Source organism: Vicinamibacterales bacterium (assembly GCA_036504215.1).
Classification (GTDB): domain Bacteria; phylum Acidobacteriota; class Vicinamibacteria; order Vicinamibacterales; family Fen-181; genus FEN-299.
This window is the reverse complement of record DASXVO010000090.1, coordinates 13,519-39,368: the sequence shown is the minus strand read 5'-3', so window position 1 is coordinate 39,368 and position 25,850 is coordinate 13,519. Positions and strand designations below refer to the sequence as shown.

General features: G+C 66.9%; 23 protein-coding genes and 1 tRNA gene. 23 read left to right on the top strand and 1 reads right to left on the bottom strand.

Annotated elements, in window-relative coordinates:
- Positions 1-83 precede the first annotated feature (83 nt).
- Positions 84-1,277, bottom strand: a complete 1,194-nt coding sequence (locus VGK32_23965) for an aminotransferase class V-fold PLP-dependent enzyme (GenBank protein ID HEY3384828.1) — start codon at positions 1,275-1,277, stop codon at positions 84-86.
- A 69-nt stretch (positions 1,278-1,346) separates the two neighbouring features.
- On the opposite strand from VGK32_23965, the gene VGK32_23960 reads away from it, so the two are divergent.
- The 23 genes from VGK32_23960 (at position 1,347) to VGK32_23850 (ending at position 25,850) form a co-directional block, all read left to right on the top strand.
- Positions 1,347-2,114: a class I SAM-dependent methyltransferase gene (locus VGK32_23960; protein HEY3384827.1), complete on the top strand. Its 768-nt coding sequence runs from the start codon at positions 1,347-1,349 to the stop codon at positions 2,112-2,114.
- Between the two features lie 183 nt (positions 2,115-2,297).
- A complete protein-coding gene (locus VGK32_23955) occupies positions 2,298-2,633 on the top strand; it encodes a hypothetical protein (protein HEY3384826.1) in 336 nt (111 codons plus the stop codon).
- 169 nt (positions 2,634-2,802) lie between these two features.
- Entirely contained in the window at positions 2,803-5,253 is a 2,451-nt protein-coding gene (locus VGK32_23950; protein HEY3384825.1) for a carboxypeptidase regulatory-like domain-containing protein, read from the top strand.
- A 96-nt stretch (positions 5,254-5,349) separates the two neighbouring features.
- Positions 5,350-6,099: a YebC/PmpR family DNA-binding transcriptional regulator gene (locus VGK32_23945; GenBank protein HEY3384824.1), complete on the top strand. Its 750-nt coding sequence runs from the start codon at positions 5,350-5,352 to the stop codon at positions 6,097-6,099.
- The gene (gene ruvC / locus VGK32_23940; GenBank protein HEY3384823.1) at positions 6,096-6,680 is read left to right on the top strand and encodes a crossover junction endodeoxyribonuclease RuvC; all 585 of its coding nucleotides are present in this window, start codon (positions 6,096-6,098) and stop codon (positions 6,678-6,680) included. Before VGK32_23945 ends, ruvC begins: the two co-directional genes overlap by 4 nt.
- Positions 6,681-6,805: 125 nt before the next feature.
- Positions 6,806-7,405, top strand: a complete 600-nt coding sequence (gene ruvA, locus VGK32_23935) for a Holliday junction branch migration protein RuvA (protein ID HEY3384822.1) — start codon at positions 6,806-6,808, stop codon at positions 7,403-7,405.
- Between the two features lie 10 nt (positions 7,406-7,415).
- A complete protein-coding gene (gene ruvB / locus VGK32_23930; GenBank protein HEY3384821.1) occupies positions 7,416-8,435 on the top strand; it encodes a Holliday junction branch migration DNA helicase RuvB in 1,020 nt (339 codons plus the stop codon).
- A gap of 135 nt (positions 8,436-8,570) precedes the next feature.
- Positions 8,571-9,614, top strand: a complete 1,044-nt coding sequence (locus tag VGK32_23925; protein ID HEY3384820.1) for a beta-ketoacyl-ACP synthase III — start codon at positions 8,571-8,573, stop codon at positions 9,612-9,614.
- A gap of 708 nt (positions 9,615-10,322) precedes the next feature.
- On the top strand, positions 10,323-12,080 hold the full coding sequence (locus VGK32_23920; GenBank protein ID HEY3384819.1) for a S8 family peptidase: 1,758 nt from the start codon (positions 10,323-10,325) through the stop codon (positions 12,078-12,080).
- Entirely contained in the window at positions 12,077-12,748 is a 672-nt protein-coding gene (locus VGK32_23915; protein HEY3384818.1) for a GNAT family protein, read from the top strand. The genes VGK32_23920 and VGK32_23915 overlap by 4 nt, the downstream gene beginning before the upstream one ends.
- A 180-nt stretch (positions 12,749-12,928) precedes the next feature.
- A complete protein-coding gene (queA, locus tag VGK32_23910; protein ID HEY3384817.1) occupies positions 12,929-13,978 on the top strand; it encodes a tRNA preQ1(34) S-adenosylmethionine ribosyltransferase-isomerase QueA in 1,050 nt (349 codons plus the stop codon).
- A gap of 194 nt (positions 13,979-14,172) precedes the next feature.
- A complete protein-coding gene (locus tag VGK32_23905; protein HEY3384816.1) occupies positions 14,173-15,126 on the top strand; it encodes a hypothetical protein in 954 nt (317 codons plus the stop codon).
- Between the two features lie 16 nt (positions 15,127-15,142).
- Positions 15,143-15,219, top strand: a tRNA-Met gene (locus VGK32_23900).
- Positions 15,220-15,246: 27 nt separating this feature from the next.
- A complete protein-coding gene (gene tilS / locus VGK32_23895) occupies positions 15,247-16,782 on the top strand; it encodes a tRNA lysidine(34) synthetase TilS (protein ID HEY3384815.1) in 1,536 nt (511 codons plus the stop codon).
- Positions 16,779-18,701 carry an ATP-dependent zinc metalloprotease FtsH gene (gene ftsH / locus VGK32_23890; GenBank protein ID HEY3384814.1) on the top strand — a complete coding sequence of 641 codons (1,923 nt, stop codon included), beginning with the start codon at positions 16,779-16,781 and terminating at the stop codon, positions 18,699-18,701. Before tilS ends, ftsH begins: the two co-directional genes overlap by 4 nt.
- Positions 18,702-18,711: 10 nt before the next feature.
- On the top strand, positions 18,712-19,584 hold the full coding sequence (folP, locus tag VGK32_23885) for a dihydropteroate synthase (GenBank protein HEY3384813.1): 873 nt from the start codon (positions 18,712-18,714) through the stop codon (positions 19,582-19,584).
- Positions 19,585-19,612: 28 nt separating this feature from the next.
- Positions 19,613-20,431, top strand: coding sequence for a diadenylate cyclase CdaA (cdaA, locus tag VGK32_23880; protein HEY3384812.1), 819 nt, complete (start codon positions 19,613-19,615; stop codon positions 20,429-20,431).
- Entirely contained in the window at positions 20,431-21,342 is a 912-nt protein-coding gene (locus VGK32_23875; protein HEY3384811.1) for a CdaR family protein, read from the top strand. Before cdaA ends, VGK32_23875 begins: the two co-directional genes overlap by 1 nt.
- A gap of 62 nt (positions 21,343-21,404) precedes the next feature.
- Positions 21,405-22,745, top strand: a complete 1,341-nt coding sequence (gene glmM, locus VGK32_23870; GenBank protein HEY3384810.1) for a phosphoglucosamine mutase — start codon at positions 21,405-21,407, stop codon at positions 22,743-22,745.
- 89 nt (positions 22,746-22,834) lie between these two features.
- Complete coding sequence (lsrF, locus tag VGK32_23865; GenBank protein HEY3384809.1) at positions 22,835-23,734, top strand: 3-hydroxy-5-phosphonooxypentane-2,4-dione thiolase; 900 nt, start codon at positions 22,835-22,837, stop codon at positions 23,732-23,734.
- 35 nt (positions 23,735-23,769) lie between these two features.
- Entirely contained in the window at positions 23,770-24,477 is a 708-nt protein-coding gene (locus VGK32_23860) for a pyridoxine 5'-phosphate synthase (GenBank protein HEY3384808.1), read from the top strand.
- Positions 24,478-24,481: 4 nt separating this feature from the next.
- A complete protein-coding gene (locus VGK32_23855; GenBank protein ID HEY3384807.1) occupies positions 24,482-25,195 on the top strand; it encodes an alpha/beta fold hydrolase in 714 nt (237 codons plus the stop codon).
- 13 nt (positions 25,196-25,208) lie between these two features.
- Positions 25,209-25,850, top strand: coding sequence for a tetratricopeptide repeat protein (locus tag VGK32_23850; protein ID HEY3384806.1), 642 nt, complete (start codon positions 25,209-25,211; stop codon positions 25,848-25,850).

Below are 25,850 nucleotides of genomic sequence, written 5' to 3'. Positions count from 1 at the left end.
CGGCGCGACTCCGACCGCCACCGTCCAATTCGAGCTCCGCGTGGTTGCCTGGCGCCCCAGCCCGGATTGTCCTCAACCCCGCCTCATGTGACCCGGGAAGCCGTCGCCGGGCCCTGGTCCGCCGACTCGACGATGCCCGCCAGCGTGTCGACGAGCCGGTCGACTTCCTCGACGGTGTTGTAGAAATGCGGCGAGACGCGGATGCCGACGCGTGGGCGGTAATCCACCAGGACGTCGCGAGCCTTGAGCGCCCGCGAGAGCGGCAGGGCGTCCAGGAGATCGATCGCCACCGTGCCAGCCACCCGCTCGGGATCCCGCGGCGTGGGCGTCCGCCATCCGCGCTCGTCCACGCGCGCGAGCAGACGGGCGGTCATCCGCCTGGATTTCTCGCGGATCCGATCGACGCCCGCCTGCCGCACGATCTCGAGGCCGGGAAGGGCGGCGTAGTACGCGGGAATCGGTGGCGTGCCGTTCATCATCCGCATCGCGTCGGAGCGCAGTTCGCCCTCGCCGATTTCGAACGCGAACGGCTGCTCCAGCGCGAGCCAGCCGGTATACCGGGGCCTGAGCGTGGGCAATAGATCCGGACGCGTGTAGAGGAAGCCGTTGCCTGGACCGCCGCAGAGCCATTTGAGGCAGCCGCCGCTCGCGAAGTCCACCTGGAGGTCCGTCACGCTCAGCGGAACGATACCGGCCGACTGATACACGTCGAGCATCGTCAGTGCGCCAACCCGCCGGGCGCGTTCCACCACGGGTCTCGGGTCGACGATGAACGACGTGCGGAAGAGGACGTGCGAGAAGGCGACGAGCAGCGTCTCATCGTCGATGGCCTCGACCAGCCGGTCCTCGGTCACGTTCAGGTCGTCGCCCGCGGGCACGACCTGCAACTCGAAGCCGAGATCCCGCTGAGCCCGATAGAGGTGGATCATCGAGGGGAAGTCGGCCGCAGAACAGACGATCTTGCGGCGGCGCCCCTCCGGCCTCAGGCACGACAGCACGACCATCTGCGCAGTCGTCACGTTGTCGTGCATGCTCACCGACGCTGAGGGTGCTCCGATGATGGTGCCAACACGGTCGCCCACCTCGGCGGCCATTTCCCACCAGCGCTCTTCCCACGCGCGCACGCCGAGTGTCGCCCACATGTCGGCATACTCGGCCAGAGAGCGGGCTGCTCCCCGTGGCATCGCGCCGAGCGAGTTGCTGATCATGTAAAGTGTGCGGTCGAGGATCGGGAACTCCGGCCGCCACGATTCGAGCGGATCGTCGGGGGGAAGCATCGGCAGATAGTATCATTCCGGTGCCGGACGGCCGGCGCGGGCGGGTCGCGCAACCACACGGGGTCTCCAATGGAAGGCTGGAAGGGCTGGGACGAGTACGCGCCGTTCTACGACTGGGAGAACGCGCGAACGATGGGCCGGCAGGATGTGAAGTTCTGGCAGGAATTGGCGCGGCGCGAAGGCGGGCCGGTGCTGGAGTTGGGATGCGGAACCGGGCGCGTCACGATCCCGGTCGCGCGCACCGGCGTGCCAATCGTGGGTGTGGATCGGTCACCCGCCATGCTGGCCTATAACCGCCTGCGCTCCCGTCGTCTGCTGAAGGCGCATCGGCCAGGCCTGGTGCTTGGCGACATCCGTGCGCTGCCGTTCCCGAACGGCGCCTTCACGGTGGTCATGGCGCCGTACGGCATCCTCCAGTCGCTGACCAAGGAGCGCGACTTGAAGGAGACGCTCCTCGAAGTGGCCAGGGTATTGCCCCGCCATGGCACCTTCGGCATCGACCTCGTGCCCGACGTTCCGGCGTGGGATGAGTACAAGCGGCGCGTGCGCTTCCGCGGAAAGTTACGGCGAGATGGCTCGCACGTGACGCTCATCGAGTCGGTCAGACAGGATCGGCGCCGCAGGCTGACGACCTTCGACCAGGAATACAACGAACGCCGCGGGTCGCAACGCCGCCGCCGCACCTTTTCGCTGACCTTCCGCACCCTGCCGCTGCCGCAGATGGTGGCCCGTGTGGAGCAGGCCGGTTTCGTCGTGACCGCCGTCCTTGGCGACTATCGCGGCCGTGCGTGGGACCTGCGGGCCGACGTGTGGCTCCTCCTCGCGGCGCGGCGGTGAGGGGCCGTGGCGCGGCCGCAGTTGGCGTGTCCGCAAGGAACAGGGGCTTCCCGTCCGCCGCATGTCGGACGGTGACGTGGTCTCGGCGATCCCGAGCGAGATCGATTCCTGGCGTGCAACCGCCGAAGCGCGCCGGCTGATGGCCGCGGGCAACGGCGACGGTGCGGCCCCGCGGTCTTTCTGGTGTTCCCACAACTCGAGTTCAAGCGATCGGTCGTTGGCAACGCCTCGGTGCAGGAAGTCAGGCTGGACCGCGCGGGTCTTCGGGTCGTCGCCGAGCAGGGGCTCGGCGTCGCCGAGAACCCGGTTGGCGCAGCGACCGTTTTCTATGACTTCTCGCCGGACCTCCAGCCGGTGGAGGTGTCGTTCAGCGACCAGTACATCGCGCTGCACCGCCACTGGGAAGGGCTCCACAGGGTCGACCACGCGCTCGGCGAGGGCGAACTCACCGAAGCCCAGGCGGTGCTCTCGTGGGACGGTCATCGGTTTCAGCCGGTTGCCTGGCCGGCCGCAAGATAGCCGCGCGCACGCGGGGACGGCGGGCCTCGCCGAAGCCGCCGGGTTCGCGGTCTCGGTCGAGTGGGGATTCCGCGGCAGCTGTTCAGTGGAAGGCCAGCGCCCGGGCGCAACGCGCGTCACACGATCGGTCTGGCATCGAATGTCCGATCGCCGCATAATCGTTCTCGTCATGTGGCGTCCCTCCACGGTGCTTCTCCTCGCCCTCTTCCTTGGCGTGACCGCCTCGGCGTCGGCGCAGACCGCGCGTGGTCGCGTCCACGGGCGGGTGCTCGATGCCTCTGGTCTGCCGCTGCCGGGTGTCACCGTGATGCTGTCGCACGACGCGGGCACGCCGCTCGAGACGCACACCGACGAGGTCGGGCACTACGACTTCCAGGTTCCATTCGGCCGGTACGCGTTGACGGCGCAACTCGAGGGGTTTGGTCCGGCGGTCAGAGCGAACCTGCTCGTCTCGGCAGAACCGCTGGTGGTTGACGTCGTGCTCGAACTGAGCGCGTTCACCACCGAGACGCAAGTGGTGGCGCAGGTGCCGCGGGTGATGACCGTCGCCGAGCCGAGTGCGCCGGCCACGGTGGACAACGAGATCATCAAGATGGCGCCGGTGCAGGGGATGCGCTACGACTCGGCGCTGCCGCTCCTCCCCTCCGTCGTCCGCGGCCCCGATGGTCTCATCAGCATGTCGGGCGCGCGGGCGTCGCAAGGAACGGTGCTCGTCGACCGGATGCGCGAGACCGATCCGGTGTCCGGACAGCCGAGCCTCACCGTGCCCATCACGTCGATCGACTCGGTGAAGGTCTACACGCCATCCCCGCCCGCCGAAGCCGGACCTGGCAGCGGCGGCATCACCACCGTCATCACGAAAGCCGCGGGTGATTCCTTCCGCTTCAACGTGTTCGGTCTGTTCCCGCGGCCTCGCTTCTCGGAGGACCGCGGCGTATCCGGTTTCGAGTCGTGGAATCCGGTTGTCGGTCTGAGCGGGCCCATTGCGAAGGGGAAGGTCTGGATTGCGCAGTCGTTCGAGTACCGCTGGGAGCGATTCCAGTTCGAGACGGTCGAGGGCAGGCGCGACAGCCGTACCCAGAGTTGGACGTCGTTCACGCGTTTGGAGATCAAGCCCTCGGGGCCGCATCAGATCATCGCACGGGTGGCGGCCTTCCCGGACCGCGTCCAGCACTTCGGCATGAGCGCCTTCACACCGCCGGCGACCGTGCCGGACCTTCACACCGGGGGCATCAGCGTCGGTGTGCTCGATCGCATGGCGCTCGGGAACGGCTCCACGCTCGAGGCGCGCGTGCACGTCAGGCGCCATGCGCTGGAGATGGTGCCCTACGGATCGTGGCCCTACCAGGTCGGCCACGATCGGACGTTCGGCAGCTACTACCTCAGCATCGACCGCCAGGCCTACCGGGTCGAGGCCAGCGCGACATGGTCGCAGCCCGTCAAGGGCGCGCACGGCGAGCATCTTCTCAAGGGCGGCGGTCTGGTGTCGTATGCCACGGTGGACGGCGTCGCGACGGCACGGCCCGTGGACTATCTCCGGAGTGACGGTTTGCTGGCGCGCCGGGTCGAATTCACGGGAGCAGGCAAGCTCGACGCATCAGCCCGCGAGGTCGGCCTGTTCATCCAGGACGCGTGGAGTGTGCGGCCGGGCTTCCGTCTCGATGCCGGCGTCCGTCTCGACACGAGTTCGGCCGTGCCAGGGGTTGCTGTCTGGCCGCGGATGGGCTGGGCCTACGATGTGCGCGCCAACAAGACGAAGCTCAGTGGCAGCGCCGGCGTCTTCAGCGACAAACCGATCCTCTCCTCGTCGATCTTCGACCAGCAGCAGTCCCGTCAGGAGCGGCTGTTCGATACATTCAGTCGGTCCGTCGGGTCCTGGCGTCTCTACACCAACCGCGTCAGGGGTCCGTTGGCGATGCCGCGAGCGTTCATCTGGACCGCGCAAGTCGATCACGCCCTGACCTCGGCCTGGATGCTCCGTGCGGTCTACCAGGAACGTTTTGGGCGCCGCGATCTCGTCGTCAGACCGGTGGTCACCTCGGCGACCGAAGGGGAACTCCGGCTCTCTGCGGACGGCGAATCCCACGTTCGCAGCCTGGAACTGACGGCCGGCTTCCGGTCGGCGCACGGGATGCACCAGTTCTACATGTCCTACGTCCGGTCCGAGACGACGGCTGACCTGAACGACCTCAACACCGTGGCAGGGAACGCCGCGACTGCCCAGGTGATCGAGAACCAGCGGGGGGCGACACGCTCCGACATCCCGCACCGGTTCCTGGCCTGGGGTATCCTCTCGATGCCCTGGCGCATGACGGTGTCCCCGTTCATCGAAGTGCGATCGGGGTTCCCGTTCACCCGCATCGACGAGAACTGGGACGTGGTGGGTCGGCGCAACGACGCGCGGTTCCCGCGGTTCGTCTCGCTCGACGTGGCGGTCGAGAAGGCGTTGACAATGCCGTTTGGCATCCCGGCGCGGCTGGGGCTGAAGGTGTTCAACATCACGGGACGGAACAACGGCCGCAGCATCCAGCGCGACGTCGAACGTGCCGACTTCGGCCGGACGTACGATCCGATTCGGCGCCAACTGCGTGGCACGCTCGAGATTGCCTGGAGCCGGTAGCATGGGGGAAGCCTGGCAGACGGCTACTACCCTCTCCGATGGGCCTGTGGTACAATCCCCCCTCCGTTTTCCTCCCGTTTTTTCTGGAGTTCCAGCATGTCTGGCCATTCCAAGTGGCACACAATCAAGCACAAGAAGGGCGCCGCTGACGCCAAGCGCGGCCGCGTCTTCACCCGGATCATCAAGGAGATTTCCGTGGCTGCCCGGGCGGGCGGGGGAGACCCCGACAGCAACCCCCGGCTGCGCACGGTGATTGCCGATGCGAAGGCGGTCAACATGCCCGCCGAGAACATCAAGCGGGCCATCCGCCGCGGCACAGGCGAGGAACCGGGCGTCAACTACGAAGAAGTCATCTACGAGGCCTACGGGCCCGGCGGCACAGCCATCATCCTCGAGGGGCTGACCGACAACAAGAACCGGACGGTCGGCGAACTCCGGCACATGCTCGACAAGTACAACGGCAAGATGGCCGACCGCAACACCGCGCTGCGGAAATTCAGCAAGAAGGGTCAGCTGATCGTCGAGAAGAGCAAGGTGGCCGAGGAGGCCCTGATGGCCGCGGTGCTCGAGGCGGGCGCCGACGACATGCTGGACGACGACGACAGCTGGGAAATCCTCACGGCTCCCGAGGCATTCGAGGCCGTTCGTGAGGCGGTCCGCAAGCTCGAGGTGGAGCCGGTGAGCGCCGCCGTGGCGATGGTGCCTTTCGAATACGTCAAGCTCACGGGGAAGGAAGCCCAGTCGATGCTGAAGTTGATGGACGTGATCGAGGATCACGAGGACATCCAGCACGTCTGGTCGAACTTCGACGTGGACGAGAAGGAGATAGAGGCCTCGCTCTCGTGAAGGTCTTCGGGATCGACCCCGGCTCCGAGCGCACCGGCTATGGGTGCGTCGAGACCGATGGCAGCCGGCACCGGCTGGTAGCCTGCGGGGCGATCGTGACGTCTCCTCGAAACGGCTTCCCCGAGCAACTCCTGAAGATTCATCAGCAGTTGAACGCACTCCTGGCCGATTGTCGGCCGGAGTGCGTCGCGATCGAGAGCGTGTTCTATGCGGTCAACGTGCGGAGCGCGCTCAAGCTCGGTCACGCCCGCGGCGTGGCCGTGCTTGCCGCTGTCGAGGGCGGGTACCCGGTCGTGGAATACACTCCGGCCGAGGTCAAACGGGCCGTCGTGGGCTATGGTCGCGCGGAGAAACACCAGGTGGGCGAGATGGTGCGGCTGCTGCTCGGATTGACCGAAGTGCCGACGCCCGACGACGCCGCCGACGCGCTCGCGGTGGCCATCTGCCACCTGCACAGCCAGGGCACCGAGGCCACGCGCGGCGTGCTGACGAGCATGGCCGCGAGCACCCGCGGCAAGCCGCGCTCGTGGCGCGATTACCGGCCCGAAGGCGAGAAGCCGGGAGTCAGAAGCGAGAAGTGAGAAGTGAGAAGCTTCAGGCGGAGAGGCGCATAGGCGGCCGGGCGGGACATCGTTCCGAGACCCCCCGCCCGGAGCCCAGAGCCCAGAGCCCAGTAGAGCCCAGAGCCTAGTAGAGCCCAGAGTCCATGATCGCCCTGCTCACCGGCCGCCTCGTGGAGAAGCAGGCAACGCGCCTGATCGTCGACGTGCAGGGCGTCGGATACGAGGTGCAGGTCCCGCTCTCGACGTTCTACAGCCTGCCGGAGCCCGGCGGCGTTGTCTCGCTGCGGATCCACACGCACGTGCGCGAGGATGCACTGCAGCTCTTCGGGTTCGGGACGCCGCTCGAGCAGCAGTTGTTCGAGCGGTTGATTGCCATCAGCGGGATCGGACCGCGTCTGGCGATTTCGGTGCTGTCGGGAATCGATCCCGCAGACCTCGTGCGCGCCGTCCAGGCGGGCGACGTCGGACGGCTCACGCGGATTCCTGGCGTGGGCAAGAAGACCGCCGAGCGGATCGGCCTCGAATTGAAGGACCGGCTGCCACCGCAACTGACCGCGGAACTGACGGCCGCCGGCATCCCTGGAAGCGAGGCCTCACTACGGTCGGATCTCGTCTCGGCCCTGCTCAATCTGGGGTATCATCGCCCTCTTGCCGAGAATGCCGTGGACGCCGCGCTCAAGCGGCCCGGCGACCGCTCGTTCGAGCGGATGCTGAAGCAGGCACTCCACGAGCTGGCGAGATAGTCTTTCTCCCATGTCCGATTCCCGGTTGATCACGCCGTCGCGCGTCGATGAGGACGTGCAATTCGAGGCCGGGCTCCGGCCGCGCACGCTCGACGAGTACATCGGGCAGGAGCGCGTCCGCGACAACCTCGTGGTGTCGATCACCGCGGCGCGTCAGCGTGGCGAAGCGCTCGATCACGTCCTCCTCTACGGCCCGCCCGGTCTCGGGAAGACGACGCTCGCCTACGTCATCGGTAACGAGATGGGAGTGCCGGTCCGGTCGACGTCCGGACCGGTGCTGGAGAAGCCCGGCGATCTCGCCGCGATGCTGACGAACCTCAAGGAACGCGAGGTCCTCTTCATCGACGAGATTCACCGCATGCCGCCGACCATCGAGGAGATCCTCTATCCTGCGATGGAGGACTACCAGCTCGACATCATGATTGGTCAGGGACCGAGCGCCCGGTCGGTGAAGGTGCCCGTGCCGAAGTTCACCCTGATCGGTTCGACGACGCGCGCCGGGCTGCTGACGTCGCCGCTGCGCGGACGCTTCGGGATCGTCCATCGCCTGGACTACTATTCCCCGGTCGATCTCGAGGAGATCGTCCGGCGATCGGCACGAATCCTCGGCGTCGCGATCGACGATGCGGCGGCCGGCGAGCTGGCCCGGCGGTCGCGCGGCACGCCTCGGGTGGCGAATCGCCTGCTGCGGCGCGTCCGCGACTACGCGCAAGTGCGCGCCAGCGGCGAGATCACGCTCGAAGTCGCCCTGGCGGGCCTGCAACTGCTCGAGGTGGACGAGAACGGATTCGACGAGATCGACCGGCGCCTGCTGCGGACGATCATCGACAAGTTCGGCGGCGGTCCGGTGGGCTTGAACACGATTTCTGCCGCCATCAGCGAAGAGAAGGATGCGATCGAGGACATCTACGAGCCGTTCCTGATCCAGATCGGATTCCTGGATCGCACGCCGCGCGGACGCGTGGCGACGGCGCGGGCCTACGAGTACTTCGGCCTGCACGCGCCGGATCGCGATCAGCGGCTCTGGTGAAACCGTGAGAAGAGTGGCGCGGGCGTGTCGCCCGTGAGCGATGAGGGGTGGCACGGGCGTCTGGCCCGTGAGCGCTGAGGAGTGGCACGGGCGTCCCGCCCGTGAGCGAAGTTGGCGTCGAAGGAGGATCGACTAGTGTCGAACGAAGAGACCCGTATTCCCGATCATCGGCCGGCCGGTCTCGGCTGCGGCCGTCCTACCGAAATTTCGAGCCTGGCTACCTACGTGCCGCCGCGTTTGTTGACCAACGCCGATCTCGAGAAGATGGTCGACACGACGAACGAGTGGATTCTCCAGCGCACCGGCATTCATACCCGCCATATCGTCGACCCCGGCGTGGCCACCTCGGACCTCGGGAAGGAAGCGGCGCTCAAGGCCATCGCGCAGGCAGGACTCACCCCGGACGACATCGACCTCATCATCGTCGGCACGACGACCCCGGACATGTTCTTCCCCAGCACCGCCGCGCTGATCCAGCACAAGATCGGTGCGCATCACGCCTGGGGGTTCGACCTGGCAGGCGCCTGCTCGGGGTTCACGTTCTCGCTGGCGACCGCGAGCCAGATGGTGTCCACCGGACGCCACAACCACGCGCTCGTCGTCGGCGCCGACGTGATGTCGAGCATCATCGACTACAAGGATCGCGCGACGTGCGTGCTGTTCGGCGACGGTGCCGGGGCAGTGGTCGTGAGTGCTGCCAAGGATCCGACGTACGGGATCCTCGACTTCGCCCACGAGATCGACGGCAGCGGCGGGGTGTCGCTCCAGATGCCGGCGGGCGGCAGCCTGCGCCCCGCGACACACGAAACGGTGGAGCAGCGACTGCACTACGTGAAGCAGGACGGCCAGGCGGTGTTCAAGTTCGCGGTGCGGAAGACCGAGGAAGTCAGCCGCCTGATCATGCAGCGCAACGGCTTGTCGGCCGACGATATCGCCTTGTTCGTCTCGCACCAGGCCAACCGCCGAATCATCACGGCGGCTGCTGGTCGCCTCGGGATCGACCCGTCGAAAGTCATCATCAACCTCGAGCGGTTCGGCAACACGACGGCGGCGACCATTCCGCTGGCGCTCAACGACTGCCTCGACGAAGGCCGGCTGAAGAGGGGCGACCTGGTTCTGCTCGCATCGGTCGGCGCCGGCTTCACCGTGGGCGGCGTGCTGCTGCGCTGGGCGTACTGATCGGTGGAATGCGACCTGCCGACGGGAAAGTGCAGGATGGAAGGCGGAAGAACGGGTCGTCTTCCGTCGCTCGTTCTGCACTTTCAGTTGTTTACTGTCCACCTTCCATCTGCTTGGCCCCCTTCTTCCTTCCCCAGATGGCATTCAACATCTGGTAGTCCCGATCTGAGCTGCTTCTACTGAGAGTGGTTTCGCTCAGTTGTGGGCAGGCAGGCGGCCTGCGTGGGAATGCGCGCAGGATCCGTGAGAAGGGGGAGTGTCGGCGGCCCGTGTCCTGTTCAGACACAACAAATGTTCCACTATGGAACACTGCCAATGCGGCAAAGATTGAGCGAATTGAAGAATCTTCACTTCATACGTCGGGCGCATGTGCATAAATTGCACACAGCGAGTTGGATCGCTGGCGACGCCGCGATACGTCGTTTCACGTAAGTCACAATTAATCAACATCTTGTAGTCATTGAGTTGAGGTGATGTTCGGCTGGCGGCGGAATTGCTGTGATTGTCGGCGTGAATTGCCATACTCCCACAGCCATCGTGTCAGCGCTGTTGGCCGTTGCCCTTCTGGGGCCAGTCCCCCGAGCCTTCGCGCAGCACAGAACCGCCCATGTCGATCTCGCGCTTCAGCAAGCGCTCAGCCGGGCCACCGGGCCTCAACGTGTCATTGTACGGGCCCGATCCGGACACGGCGTCGCGTTGAGCCGCACGATGTCCGCGCGCGGCTATTGCGTCCAGGCCGAGCATCCGGGAATCGACGCGGTCACGCTCGACGTACAGGGGGACGACCTGGCCGCGCTGGCTGCCGATCCGGACATCGAGTCGGTGTCGTCGGATGCCGTCATCCACCCGGCCGGCATCTTGTCGTCGCTGGCGGACTGGTTCGACGGTCCCGAGAACGTGCTTCGATCGACGCTCGGGCTGACCGACGCCTCGCCTGCCGGCTCGGGCGTCGGGGTTGCGATCATCGACTCGGGCATCGCTCCTTCAACTGACTTCAACGGCCGCATCAGGGCGTTCTACGACCTGACCGACGGCGGCTTCCGGCGAACGGCTCCCTACGACGACTACGGCCACGGCACGCACGTTGCCGGCCTTATCGGAGGCAACGGTCTCGGATCGGCGATGCAGTACCGGGGCGTAGCTCCCAACGTTCGCTTCATCGTCTTCAAGGTTCTCGATGCCAGTGGCCAGGGCCGGACGAGCGACGTCATGAGGGCGATCGAGTACATCACGGAACATCGGGCGCGTCTCGGCATCGACGTCATCAACTTGTCGATCGGACACCCGATCTACGAGCCGGCTGCCTCCGATCCCCTCGTGCAGGCCATCGAGCAGGCCAGCCGGGCGGGGTTGGTCGTCGTCGCAGCGGCCGGAAACATCGGTACCAACTCGACGACCGGAGTACCGGGCTACGGGGGCATCACGTCGCCCGGCAACGCGCCGTCGGCCATCACCGTTGGTGCGTTCCTGACGCAGGGGACGAGCGCCCGGTCGGACGACTCCATGGCGCCGTTCAGTTCGCGCGGACCGACGTGGTACGACGCGTTCGCCAAGCCGGACATCGTTGCGCCCGGAGACCGGCTCATCTCCGTGGCGGCTTCCGGGTCCACCCTCTACAACAACTACCCCGCGCTGCGGGTGAGTGGTGCGTTCGGCGGACGGTACCTCCGTCTCACCGGCACCAGCATGGCAACGGCCGTGGCGACGGGCGTCGTGGCGCTCGCGATCGAGGCGAATCGCCACCGCACCGGCGACATGACCAGCCAGGCCGCGTGGACGCACCAGGCGCCGAGGTTGTCGGCCAATGCGCTCAAGGCCCTGCTCCAGTTCAGCGCGCTCGGCTTGCAGGGCGAGAACGGTGCCGACTACGACCGCCTCACTGTCGGCGGCGGAACCCTGAACGCGGCCGGCGCCATCGAACTGGCTGGCGACATCGATCCCACGATGCCCGTTGGTGCCGCCTGGATTGCACCGCAGCCTGATCCGGTCACGACGATTGCCGGCGAGCCGTGGCCCTGGTCGCAGACCATCCTGTGGGGCGCCTGGCAGGTGCCGGGAACGGTGTTCTACGCCAACGACCCGTGCTGGGGCACGAATATCGTGTGGGGCACGCTCGACAACATCGTGTGGGGCACCAACATCGTGTGGGGCACGAATATCGTGTGGGGCACGAATATCGTGTGGGGCACGAACATCGTGTGGGGCACGAACATCGTCTGGGGGACCAACATCGTCTGGGGCACGGGCCTCGTGGGCATCGGCGATGCGGGTAGCGGTCAGGTCGCGTGGGGGCGTGCTGGTGGCCCGACGGACACGGTCTGGGGGCATCTCGATGCCACCAACATCGTGTGGGGCACGCTCGACAACATCGTCTGGGGCACGAATATCGTCTGGGGAACGAGAAGCGCGGCCGGTGAACCCGACGGAATGCAAACCACCAGCGCCCAGCCGGGCGGAGATCGATGATGGAACAGATGCCGCAACAGGCGGAGTCCGAACCTCAGGTGGCAACGGTTGCGACGAAGACGACCAAGTCGATGGTCGCCACGGCGCCGGGCTGGCGCGCGGGGCTTCCGGTCCTGTCCAACGACGTTGTCACGCTTCGCGATCTGCGCCTGTCCGACGCGACGTCGCTCTTCTCGATGCTCAGCACCGACGAAGTGCGCCGATTCGTGTCGTCGCCACCGATCGACGTGCCAGGGTACGAACGGTTCATCAAGTGGGCCCACGCGGAGCGCATCGCGGGGCGGTGCTTCTGCTATGCCGTCGTGCCGGCCGGCAGCGATGTGGCAATTGGCATCCTCCAAGTTCGGTCGCTCGAGACCGACTTCAGGGCGGCCGAATGGGGCGCAGCGATCGGCTCGCCGTTCTGGGGCACCGGGCTGTTCGTGTCCGGGGCGCGTCTTCTCCTCGACTTCCTGTTCGACGACGTGCAGGTGCATCGGCTCGAAGGGCGCGCGGCCGTCCAGAACGGCCGGGCGAATGGTGCGGTACGCAAGCTGGGCGCCGTGCCTGAGGGCGTCCTCCGCCGCGGCCTCTGGTGCCGGGGCCAGTATTTCGACCAGCTGATGTGGTCCATCCTCGCCGAAGACTGGCGCGAACTGCGCCGGGTCCATCGTCCGGTCGTTCACTAGACATCTTCCCGGGGTGGTAGCGCGGCGCGAGAACGTGCTTCATTTGTCACGCTCTGACCCCAGGAAGATGTCCAGACCCTGAGTTCACGTGGGTTGACCATGATTCGTGCACTCACCACATAGCACATAGCACCCAGTACCTTCCCGCGCACCGAGCCCTTGTCGCAGTACACTCATTGCGTGGACGTCTCTCTCTTCGACTTCGACCTTCCCCCCGACCAGATAGCCCAGCAGCCGTCGGCTGACCGTGAAGCGGCGCGCCTGCTCGTGCTGGACCGCGCGAGCGGGTCGATCGTCGCGCACACGACGGTCCGAAACCTGCCCGACCTGCTTCGGCCCGCCGATCTGCTGGTTGTCAACAACACCAGGGTGTTTCCGGCGCGTTTGCTGGGGCGCCGGGATCCCAGTGGCGGCGCCGTGGAGTGTCTGCTGGTGAGGCGGATTGAAGGGGACAGGTGGGAAGCGCTCATGCACCCGGGGCAGAAGCTCCACCCGGGGGCCCGAGTCGTCTTCGCCGGCGCCGGCGAGACGCTGCGCGGCGAGGTGCTCGAGCAGCATTTCCACGGACGACGGACCGTGCGGCTGTGGGCCGAGAGCGGCGCGAACGTCGACGTGATTGTCGATGCCATCGGTCACATACCCCTGCCCCCCTACATCCACCGGCCCGACGAGGCGGCAGATCGGGAACGCTACCAGACCGTCTACGCGCGTTCGCGCGGGTCCATTGCGGCGCCGACGGCCGGGTTGCATCTGACCGCGCGGCTGCTCGAGGAGTTCGGAACGCGGGGTGTCGAGCGGACCGAGGTCACGCTGCACGTCGGGTACGGCACATTCAAGCCCGTGCGCGTCGACAGGGTCGAGGACCACCGGGTCGACCCGGAGTGGTTCGACATCTCGCCCGATGCCGCGACGACCATCAACCTGGCGCTCGAGACGCGGCGCCGCATCATCGGCGTGGGCACGACGACGACGCGGGCGCTCGAGGCCGCCGCTGCGGCCGGCGACGGGCGTGTGGGTGAGGGGGCGGCACTGGCCGACCTGTTCATCCACCCGGGCTTCACGTTCCGCGTCGTCAGCGGCCTGCTCACGAACTTCCACCTGCCGTGTTCCTCGTTGCTGATGCTCGTCTGCGCGTTTGCAGGACGCGAGGCCGTGCTCGCCGCCTACCGCGAAGCCGTCGCCCGAGGCTACCGCTTCTACAGCTACGGCGATGCCATGCTCATCGTGTGATCGGCAGGCAGCGGCCTTTGCGGCCCCCGCGGGCTCGAACGTCGAATGACACGCGGGAGCAGGAGGGATCACGGGTCACACCGAGCACGCGCAGGACGCACGGACAGGGACCAAGGTTGGCGCTGCGCACCCGGCGAGCGCTGCGTTGACCGCATCCGTTCCCACTTGCTGTACACTCCCCCGGGAGGCCCGTCATGGCGTTTCCGTACGAGGAATTCGACCTGTCCGCGATCCGGACCTATCCCCTGAGGAGCCGCAAGAGCAAGACGCGCGTCGAGGATTTTGCGTCGCCGTATCGGAAGGGTTCCGGCGTCGCCAGTTTCCTCGACTCGCTGCCATCAATCCTCGCTGCCGCGGACTTCCGCGCCGTGGTGGATGCGCTCCTCGCCGCACGGTCGTCGGGCAGGGGTGTCATCTGGGGTCTGGGTGCGCATGTCATCAAGACCGGCTTGTCCCCGGTGCTCATCGACCTCATGGAGCGCGGCTTCGTGTCGGCGCTGGCCACCAATGGTGCCGGCCTCATCCACGACTTCGAGATCGCGCTGTCGGGTGCGACATCTGAGGACGTCGAGGTGGCGCTTGGTGAGGGAGAGTTCGGCATGGCCGACGAGACGGGCCGCCTCCTCAATGGCGCCATCAACGCGGGCGTGGCCGGCGGCCTCGGCCTGGGACAGGCGGTCGGCAAGTTCCTCTGCGATCGCCATCCGCAGCACGAACGCGCCAGCCTGGCCGCCGCGGCGCATCGGCTCGGCATTCCACTGACCGTTCACGTGGCGATCGGCACCGACATCATCCACATGCATCCCGCGGCGTCCGGTGCCGCCATCGGGGAAGGCAGCCTCCGCGACTTCAGGTACTTCACGTCGAGCGTGGCCCGGCTCGAAGGCGGAGCGTATCTCAACTGCGGGTCCGCCGTGGTGCTGCCCGAGGTCTTCCTCAAGGCCGTGTCGCTCGCACGGAATCGAGGGGCGTCGCTCGCGGGCCTCACGACGGTGGTGTTCGATTTCGCCCGCCTCTACCGCCCCCAGGTCAACGTCGTCACGCGACCCACGCTCGGTGTCGGACGTGGCTACTACCTGCTTGGGCACCACGAGTTGCTGATCCCGCTCCTCGCGGCTGCGTTGGTTGAGGGAAGCGAAAAGCCGTGATAAACTGGCTACTTACGCCGGTGTAGCTCAGTTGGTTAGAGCACGCGGCTCATATCCGCGGAGTCCGGGGTTCAAGTCCCTGCACCGGCACCAGTTTCTCTCGCCTGAGTGGTCCACCCCATGGAGTCGCGGCGAGGCGCCCGAGGCGGCACGACGCGCCGGCGCCTGCCGTCGCGAGCAGGTGAGCCGCAAGTTCGCTCGCTCACGATGTCCGTCCTGACGGAGCGAGTCTACCGTTCGATTCACTTACACGACTTGCTCCCGCCCGGATCGCGCGCCCTCGTCGCTGCATCGGGCGGAGCAGATTCCACCGCGTTGGTTCATCTGCTGTCGGAGCTCGCGCCGGCCTTCGGGTTCGAGGTGGTCGGTCTCGTGCACTTCAACCACGGCCTGCGCGGAGCGGCATCGGACGCCGACGAAGCGTTCTGCAAGGATCTTGCGGCCGAGCTGTCGGTCGCGTTCGAGTGTGGCCGCGACGACGTGGCAGCCGCGGCGCGCCGCCTCGGGACGTCGATTGAGGATGCCGGCCGGCAGTTGCGCCACGCATTTTTCGCGGAGGCCGCCACTCGAGCCGAGGCAACGCACGTCGCGCTCGGGCACACGCGCGACGACCAGGCCGAGACGGTGCTGTTGAACCTGCTCCGTGGCTCCGGGCCGCGTGGTGAGGGCGGTATGTGCTTCGGACGGGGCCGCCTCGTGCGTCCGCTGCTGGAGTGTTCACACGAGGAACTCGTGGCCTGGCTTCACGCGAGGGACCGGCCGTTCCGCGAGGACGAATCGAACCGCGACCTTCGCTTCGCCCGCAACCGCATTCGGCATGAGGTGCTGCCGGTTCTCAGGCGGGTGGCGCCTCATGCTCCCGCGACCCTCGCCAGGGCGGCCCAGATCGCCGCCGCCGATGCCGACTATCTCGACCAGGTCGCTACGGAGGCGCTCGAGGCCTTGACGAGTGGGCAGGTGGCGGCGGGTCCCCGGACCGATGACGAGTTGTGTCTGGACGTGCAGGGCCTCCTCCAGCTTCCGGTGGCGATTGCGCGGCGGGTGGCCTTGGCCGCGCTCAGCCGGATGTCGGGCGGGCGCTCTCTGGGATTCGATCACGCGGACCGGTTGCTGGCACTGGCGTCCGGTCACGCCGGCCGGGCGGCGAGTTTCCCCGGCCAGCAGGTCGAACGGCATGAGCGGTGCGTGCGGCTGAGGCGTTCGGTTGGGCGGGTGGCGCTGGCACCTGGCCAGAGCCGACGATTAAGCTCTGCCGTGAACTCTTTGCGCGCGTCGTTGTCTACTCCTGGAGAGGTTCTGATCGGGTCGCTCGTCGTTTCGTCTGATGTTCGCCCTTGGGCGGGCGGGTCGGCGAAGGCCGAAGTGAACGACCCGTTCACGGCTCTCGTAGACGCTAGCAGGGTCTCCGATCTGGCGGTGCGGTTCCGCAGGCCGGGCGATGCCTTCAGGCCGCTTGGGCTCGGAGGCCGAAAGAAGCTCCAGGACCTGTTCGTCGACCGCAAGGTGCCGCGCCCAGAGCGAGACCGGATTCCACTCGTCGTCGATGGCCGCGACCGGATTGTCTGGGTGGCTGGACATGCGATTTCAGAGGATTTCCGGGTGAGCGAGGGCACGCGTGCCGTGGTAATCTTGAAGCTGAGGGGAGAACGCGTTTGAACTCCACGCTGAAGAGTCTGCTCTTCTGGATGGTGCTCGTCGTCGTTGGCGTGCTGATCTGGAATTTTTCGACGAATTTCCAGCAGCGTGACAGCGTCATTGCCTTCAGCGAGTTCATGCAGCGCGTGGACGGCGGGCAAGTGGCGTCGGTCACGATCACCGGCAACGAAGTGACCGGGGTGGCCAAGACGGCCAACGAGACCTTCCGCACCTACGCGCCCGCGCAGTACGAGGGGCTGGCGAACCGCCTGCTCGACAAGGGCGTGGCCATCACCGCAAAGGAGCCGAGCACGAGCCCGTGGGCGTCGCTCCTGTATTCCTGGGCGCCGATCCTCCTGATGATCGGCTTCTGGATCTTCCTGATGCGGCAGATGCAGAGCGGCGGCAACAAGGCGCTGTCGTTCGGCAAGAGCAAGGCCAAGCTGTCGTCGAGTTCCCAGAAGAAGGTGACGTTCAAGGACGTTGCCGGCGTGGACGAGGCCAAGGAGGAACTGCAGGAGATCATCGAGTTCCTGAAGGAGCCGCAGAAGTTCCAGAAACTCGGCGGACGCATCCCGAAGGGCGTGCTGCTGATGGGGTCTCCAGGGACCGGCAAGACGTTGCTCGCCCGCGCGGTCGCCGGCGAGGCCAACGTTCCGTTCTTCTCCATCAGCGGGTCGGATTTCGTCGAGATGTTCGTCGGCGTCGGCGCGTCGCGCGTTCGCGACCTGTTCGAGCAGGGCAAGAAGAACGCGCCGTGCATCGTCTTCATCGACGAGATCGACGCGGTTGGACGCCACCGCGGCGCCGGGCTTGGCGGCGGCCACGACGAGCGCGAGCAGACGCTGAACCAGTTGCTGGTCGAGATGGACGGGTTCGAGTCGAACGAGGGCGTGATTCTCGTTGCGGCGACCAACCGGCCCGACGTGCTCGATCCCGCGCTGCTCCGACCCGGGCGATTCGACCGGCGCATCGTCGTGAATCGCCCCGACGTGAAGGGACGCGAGGGCATCCTCGGCGTGCATACCCGCAAGATCCCGCTATCGGACGACGTGAATGTGACCGTACTCGCGCGCGGCACTGCGGGGTTCTCGGGGGCCGACCTGGCGAACCTGGTCAACGAAGCGGCGCTCTACGCGGCGCGCTTCAACCAGAAAGTCGTTCGGATGCTCGACTTCGAGTTTGCGAAGGACAAGGTGCTGATGGGCACCGAGCGCAAGTCGATGATCATCAGCGACGACGAGAAACGGGTGACGGCGGTGCACGAGGCCGGCCACGCGCTGCTCGCCGTGCTGCTGCCGGGGGCGGATCCGATTCACAAGGTGACAATCATCCCGCGCGGCATGGCGCTTGGGCTCACCCAGCAGCTGCCCGTGGATGAGAAGCACAATCTCGCGCGCACGTTCCTCGACGACCAGATCTCGATTCTGCTCGGCGGCCGGATTGCCGAGGAGATCACGACGGGCAACGTCACGACCGGCGCGGGGAACGATCTCGAGCGCGTGACGGACCTCGCGCGCAAGATGGTGTGCGAGTGGGGCATGAGCCCATCGATGGGGCCGCTCACATTCGGCAAGAAGGAAGAGCAGATCTTCCTCGGCCGCGAGATCGCGCAGCACCAGGACTACAGCGAAGACACCGCCATCAAGATCGACCAAGAGGTCAAGCGGATCGTCATGATCCAGTACGAGCGGGCCCACGGGATGCTGAGCGAGCAGCGGGACGCGTTATTGCGGATCGCGGAGGCGCTGCTGACCTACGAAGTGCTCGATGGCGAGCAGGTGCGTCGCCTGGCCGCTGGAGTGGCGCTCGACGAATCCGGCTCCTCGTCGACGGTCTCCACGCTGTCGGCCGACGACGAGGCGCGCGCGCGGCAGCGGGAACGGGCAAAGGTGGTCGCGCCGATTCCACCGATGCAGAAGCCGGTCCCCCAGGAATAGATTCGCTGGCGTGTTTCCCCGCCGACTCTACACCGTCCCTCTCGCCGGCGGCCGCCGCCTGGAACTTGGCGAGCGTACGCTCGTCATGGCCATCATCAACGTGACCCCCGACTCGTTCGCAGAGGTCGCTCCGTCGACGGACCCCGCGCGCGCGCTGGATTTGGCGCTGGCTGCCGAGGCCGCTGGCGCGGATCTCCTCGATCTGGGTGCCGAGTCCACGCGTCCAGGTGCGCCGGCGGTGTCGGCGGACGAGGAGCGGGCGCGCCTGGTTCCCGCCCTGCGGGCGATGGCCGGCCGTGTCCGGGTGCCGATCTCGGTCGATACGACGAAAGCCGACGTGGCGCGCGCCGCGCTGGACGAAGGCGCGTCGATGGTGAACGATATCAGCGGCCTAAGGTATGATTCTGGCCTCGGGCAGGTCGTGGCGGCCGCTGGCGCCGGGTTGGTCCTCATGCACATGAGGGGCACCTCGCGCGACATGTATCGCGAGGCCGCGTACGAGGACGTGGCGGGAGACATTGCGCGCGAACTGCAGGAGAGCATGACGATGGCAGCGCGTGCCGGTGTGCCGCGCGAAGCCGTCGTGCTCGACCCCGGCATCGGATTCGCCAAGCGCGCCAGTCACTCGTACGAAGCGCTCGCGCGCCTGCCGGAACTGGCGTCGCTCGACCGGCCGCTCCTCGTCGGGACCTCGCGGAAGTCGTTTCTCCGCGACGTGCTCGGCAACGTGCCGCCGGCCGCGCGTGACTGGGGGACGGCGGCGACGGTGTGCGCCGCGATCCTCGCGGGCGCGCACATCGTCCGCGTTCACGCTGTCGAGGCCATGGTCCAGATCGCGCGGGTCGCCGACGAGATCAGACGGCACAGCCGTCCACGGCCGTGATGATCTCTGCGCTCTCTGCTGTGCACATGTGACCTTCACCGAACCGCTGTTCGCCGTGCTGCGCCACTTCGGATGGTGGGACCTTCTCGATGTCCTCATCGTGGCGGTGGTGATCTACGAATTGCTGAAGCTGGTTCGCGGGACCCGCGCGGTGCAGATGGGCGTCGGTGCCGGACTCCTGGTCATCGTCTTCTACGCGTCGCGATGGATCCACCTCGAGACCGTCAACTGGCTGATCCGCAACGTGGTCGGCTACGTGGTCTTCGCACTCATCGTGCTCTTTCAGGCCGACATCCGCCGCGCGCTCGCGCACTTCGGACGGACGCCATTCGGCAGGTACTTCACCAGGCCGGAGGGCGCCGACGAGATCATCGAGGAAATGGCCGTAGCCGCCGGCATGCTGGCGAGCCAGCGGATCGGTGGCATCATCGCCGTAGAGCGCGATATCGGCCTCCGCAACTACATCGAGGGCGGCATCCCGCTCGACGCCACGGTGACCTACGATTTGCTCGTCACCATCTTCCGCCCCGGGACGCCGCTGCACGATGGTGCCGTGATCATCCAGGGCGACCGCGTGGCCGCCGCGGCCTGCTTCCTGCCGCTGACGGTCAACCCTCGCGTGAGCAAGGATTTTGGCACCCGGCATCGAGCCGCAATCGGCCTGACGGAGGAAACCGACGCCGTCGCGATCATCGTGTCGGAGGAGACGGGTCGGATCTCCATCGCGCTCGAGGGAGGGATCGAGAGCGGTCTGACTGCGGATGACTTGCGCGGACGACTGCGGGAGTTGCTCACCAGCCGCCGACGCGCCACACGCGAGAGTGAGCCGCGTCCCCAGTACGACTGATGGTCTACCATCCTTTCCGCCATCTCGGGCTGAAGTTCCTCGCCATCGCGATCGCGGTGGCGCTGTGGTTCACCGTCGCCGGCGAGCGGACCGTGGAGCGCAGTCTCCGCGTGCCGCTCGAATTGCAGAACATGCCGGAGCAGCTCGAGCTGATCGAGAACCCTCCGGCGACGGTCGAAGTCCGCATCAGGGGGGCGTCTGGTACGCTGAGCACATTGGGGACCGGCGACGTGGTGGGGATGGTGGACTTGTCATCGGCTCGGGCGGGCCGACGGCTGTTTCACCTCACGACGAGCCATGTGCGCGCGCCGTTCGGTGTCGAGGTGGCCCAGGTCACGCCGAGCACCGTGTCGCTGCTGTTCGAACGATCGGGCACGCGCCGCGTGCCGGTGGTGCCGGTGGTCGAGGGCGAACCGGCGCCCGGCTACGTGGCGGGCCCAGCGACATCCGATCCGATCGGCGTGGATGTCGTCGGGCCGGAGAGCGCGCTCGGCCGGCTCAAAGAGGCCATGACCGAGCCGATCTCGATCTCCGGGGCCAAACGGCGTGTCCGCGAGACGGTGACGGTTGGTATTGCCGATGCCGGCCTGCGGCTCAAGTCGGCTGCGAACGCCGTGGTCACGATTGACGTCTACCCGGCGCCGATTGACCGCACGCTGGCGCAAGTGCCGGTGCACCTGCGAGGTGTCGGCCTGGGGTTGTCCGGACAGGTCTTCCCGGCGACGCTCACGGTGACGACGCAGGGACCGAAGGACGTGCTCGAAAGCCTGCAGGCCGATTCACTCCTGGCCTTTGTCGATCTTGCCGGTCTCGGACCGGGTCGGTACAATCTTCCGGTTCGGGTTGAGCCGCGCCAGGGCTTCCTGGTGCTGCGCGTCGAACCTGCCACCGTGCGCGTGAGGATCAAGTAGCGCGTCCCTCCGACGGCACCGCGCTCCATGACGGACGACTCCTGGTTCTGGCTCTGACAGACATGACAGAACGGCTATTCGGAACAGACGGCGTGCGCGGACGGGCCGGCACGCCACCACTCGAGCCACGTACGATTCGACGTCTCGGGGCCGCTCTCGTCCGCGCGCTGCCACGGGCCTCAGTCGAACACCGTCTCCTCATCGGTCGCGATACACGCGAGTCGGGCGGCTGGATTGCCCGCGAACTGGCATACGGCGCTCGGACCGCCGGGGGGACGGTCGTCAGCGCGGGGGTCATCTCCACGCCCGCCATTGCCTACCTGACGCGCGAAAGCAGCTTCGATGCGGGTGTGGTCATCTCGGCATCGCACAATCCGTTCGAGGACAACGGCATCAAGGTCTTCTCCGGTGCAGGCGAGAAGTTCACCGAGCGCCTCGAGCGCGAAATCGAAGAGGTCGTCGCCGACACGTCGTGGGAGGTGCCAGAAGGCGATGCGGGAGCCTTGCCCGACGAGGACTTCTCGGGCCCCTATCTGGCGCACGCGCGACAGGCGGTTCCGGACGCGGCAGCGCTGGCCGGCACCCGGATCGCGGTGGATTGCGGGAATGGTGCCACGAGCGCGCTCGCCCCACGGTTGCTCCGAGACCTGGGATTCGACGTGGTGACGATCGGTTGCGAACCTGACGGCCGCAACATCAACCTCGGCTGCGGATCGACGCACCCCGACCCGCTGGCGCACGCCGTCGTCGAGCACCGGTGCCGCCTCGGCGTCGCGTTCGACGGGGACGGCGACCGGGCGATCTTCACCGATCACCGTGGGCGCGTGGTGGACGGCGACGCCGTCATGCTGATGACCGCGCGCCATCTGCAGGCGACCGGACGTCTGAGGAATCAGGCGATCGTCGCCACCGTCATGAGCAACATCGGCCTCGAGATGGCGCTCCGCGCGTCGGGCATCGAACTCGTGCGCTGCCCGGTCGGCGACAAGTACGTGATGGAGGAGTTGATCAACCGGGATCTGTCGCTCGGTGGCGAGCAGTCGGGCCACATCATCTTCTCGTCGTTCCTCTTCACCGGCGATGGGCTCGTGACGGCGCTGAGTGTGCTGCAGGTCATGGCGGCGACGGGGCGCGAACTGGCCGACCTCGCGGCGGAGTTGGTGGCGTACCCGCAGATTCTGGTCAACGTGCGCGTGAAGACCAGGCGGGACCTGAGCGAGATTCCGCAGATCGCGGCGGTCATCGCCGATGTCGAACGGCGGCTGGGACACGCCGGCCGACTGCTCATCCGCTACTCGGGGACCGAGCCGCTGCTGCGGATCATGCTCGAAGGACAGGATCAGGAACAGATTCACGGATGGGCCGAGGTGATTGCGGCCGAGGTGCGAAGACACCTCGCCTAGCCGTCCGCAGGAACCCGCTGGCGCGGCCGTCTCACGTCGGCGTCATGCGTCATGGATGGCCAGCTGCCCGTCGAAGGAGAGCGGTACTCATGGCAGACCTCGACAACCTGAAAGAGAGCAAGGACTACCACTTCGATATCCCGGCCCGCAACGAGGCGTTCTTCCTCAAGGGAGCCGGGTCGCTCGACTGGGGGATGCAGAACCGTCTGGCGCGCATTTTCAACCCGCGGTCCGGCCGCACGGTGATGCTGGCCATCGATCACGGCTACTTCCTCGGGCCGACGTCCGGTCTCGAGCGCATCGACGTCAACATCCTGCCGTTGCTTCCCTACTGCGATGCGTTGATGCTGACGCGCGGCATCCTGCGCACCACCGTGTCCCCGGCGTTCGGCCACGGGGTGGTGATGCGCGCGAGCGGCGGCCCGAGCATCCGCAAGGAACTGTCGCACGAGTTGCTGGCCGTGGACGTCGAGGATGCGCTGCGCATGAACGTCTCGGCGATGGCCATCCAGGTGTTCATCGGCGGCGAGTACGAGACGCAGACGGTCAACAACATGACCCGCATGGTGGACATGGGTAACCGATACGGTCTGCCGACGCTCGGCGTGACGGCGGTTGGCAAGGACATGGTCCGCGACGCGCAGTACTTTCGGCTGGCCACACGGATCTGCGCCGAACTCGGCGCCCAGTTTGTGAAGACCTACTACGTCGAGAGAGGTTTCGAGACGGTCACGGCCTCGTGCCCGGTGCCAATCGTCATGGCTGGCGGGAAGAAACGGCCCGAGCTCGATGCGCTGACGATGGCCTTCCGTGCGGTGACCGAGGGCGCGACGGGCGTGGACATGGGCCGGAACATCTTCCAGTCCGAAGCGCCAATCGCGATGATCCAGGCGGTGCGGAAGGTCGTGCACGAGCTGATGAAGCCGGAGCACGCGTTCGAGCTGTACCAAACGCTCAAGCACGAGCAGAAGCCCGCGCTCGTCGGCTAGCGCCCGCCGTCCAGACCGCGACAAGGAGTCATCCAATGCGACTGGCTGTCAACATCGATCACATTGCGACGATCCGCGAGGCGCGAAAGGCACGCGAGCCGGAACCCGTGGCTGCCGCCATCCTCGCGGAGTTGGCCGGTGCCCAGGGCATCACGGTGCACCTGCGCGGCGATCGGCGCCACATCAAGGATCGCGACGTCGAATTGCTGCGTCAGGTCGTCTCGACCAAGCTGAACATCGAGATGGCCGCAACCCCGGAGATGACGGCCATTGCCGGCCGATTGAAACCCGATCAGGTCACACTCGTTCCCGAGCAACCGCACGAACTCACCACGCAGGGCGGCCTCGATGTCGTCGCGAACCGGGCGACGGTGTGCGACGCGGTCGCGACGCTCCGCGCGGGAGGCATCCGCGTCTCCATCTTCATCGATCCCGACGTCACCCAGGTGACCGCGTCGCGTGAGGTTGGTGCCCACGCCATCGAGATCAACACTGGCGGCTACGCCGATGCGACACCAGCCGACCGGCCGGCCCGGCTGGAAGTCGTGAAGCGGGCGGCGGGGGCCGCCTCGGCCCAGGGCCTCGAGGTGCTCGCCGGCCACGGACTGACGTACGTCAATATCCACCCGATTGCCGCCATTCGCGAGATCGTCGAGCTCAACATTGGCCACAGCATCGTTGCGCGTGCCGCCCTCGTCGGCCTCGAGCGCGCCGTCGCCGAGATGGTGGCGCTGCTCGGATGACCGGATGATGCGTCGGTTCTGCCTGGTTGCCGTGCTGTCCGTCCTGTCCGCCGCCAGCCTCCTGGCGGCGACGTCGCAGGACGTGTCGCTCCGCACGGATGACGGCGTCACGATCGCGGCTTCACTCTACCTGCCGTCCAGGCCCGGGCCAGCGGTGATCCTGCTGCACATGCAGACACGATCGCGCGAGGACTGGAACGCTGTCGCATCCCGCCTGGTGGACGCGGGCTTCGTGGTACTGACATTGGACTTTCGCGGGCACGGCGCATCCGATCCGGCGCCGGCCGGAAGCGGCTCGCAGGACGCGACCCGCCTTCAGCTGGACGTGAAGGCCGCACGGGCGTTCCTCGCCGCACGCCGCGAAGCGATTCCCGGGCGCGTGGGCATTGCCGGCGCGTCGATCGGCGCGAACGTGGCGGCCCTCTTCGCGCAGAACGACCTGACCGTGCGCTCGCTGGTGCTTCTCTCACCGGGACTCGAGTACCGTGGGCTCAGGCCCGAGGCGGCCATGCTGAAATACGGCACTCGTCCGGCCTTGCTCATCACGAGCCAGGAGGACAACTACTCGACGAACTCCGCGCGCAAGCTGGTGACCCAGGGCACGGGCACGCGCGACCTGCGGGTGCTGAACGGAGCCGGACACGGCACGACGATGCTCGTTCGGCAGCCCGACCTCGTGGCCTCGCTGGTGGACTGGTTCCGCCGCACGCTGCTATGATCGGTACCTTCCTATGAAACCGGAATCCATCGTCTTCGCCGTTGCCGGCGCGTTCTTCGGCCTCATCGTCGGCTGGGTCCTCGGGAGCCAGGCTGCCGGACCCCGGCCGGTTGCCGCGCCCGTTGCCGTGACACAGCAGGCGGCCCCCGCCGGCCAGCCGCAGCCAGGTGCCATGCCCCCGGCGCAGGCCCCACGTCCGCTCGACGAGGCCCAGGCCCGCACGATGGTCGCCAGCGCGGAGAAGAACCCGAACGACGCGGACATCCGGGTGCAACTTGGCAACCTCTACTTCGATGCCGAACGGTACGCCGACGCGATCAAGTGGTACGAGGACGCGCTGAAGCTGAATCCGAAGGACGCCAACGTCAGCACCGACCTCGGCGTCGCCTACTACTACGCGAACCAGCCCGACCGCGCCCTGCAGCAGTTCGATCATTCGCTGGGCCTCGATCCGAAGCACGCGAAGACGATGCTCAACCAGGGGATTGTGCAGGCGTTCGGAAAGCAGGATATCCAGGGAGCGGCGACCACGTGGCAGAAGCTGATTGAGTTGGCGCCGACGAGCCCTGAAGCCGAGACCGCCAAGCGTGCGCTGCAGGGGTTGAAGTCCGCGCATCCGGGCATCGGAGGCGCCGGCAGCAAGCCGGGCGCGTAG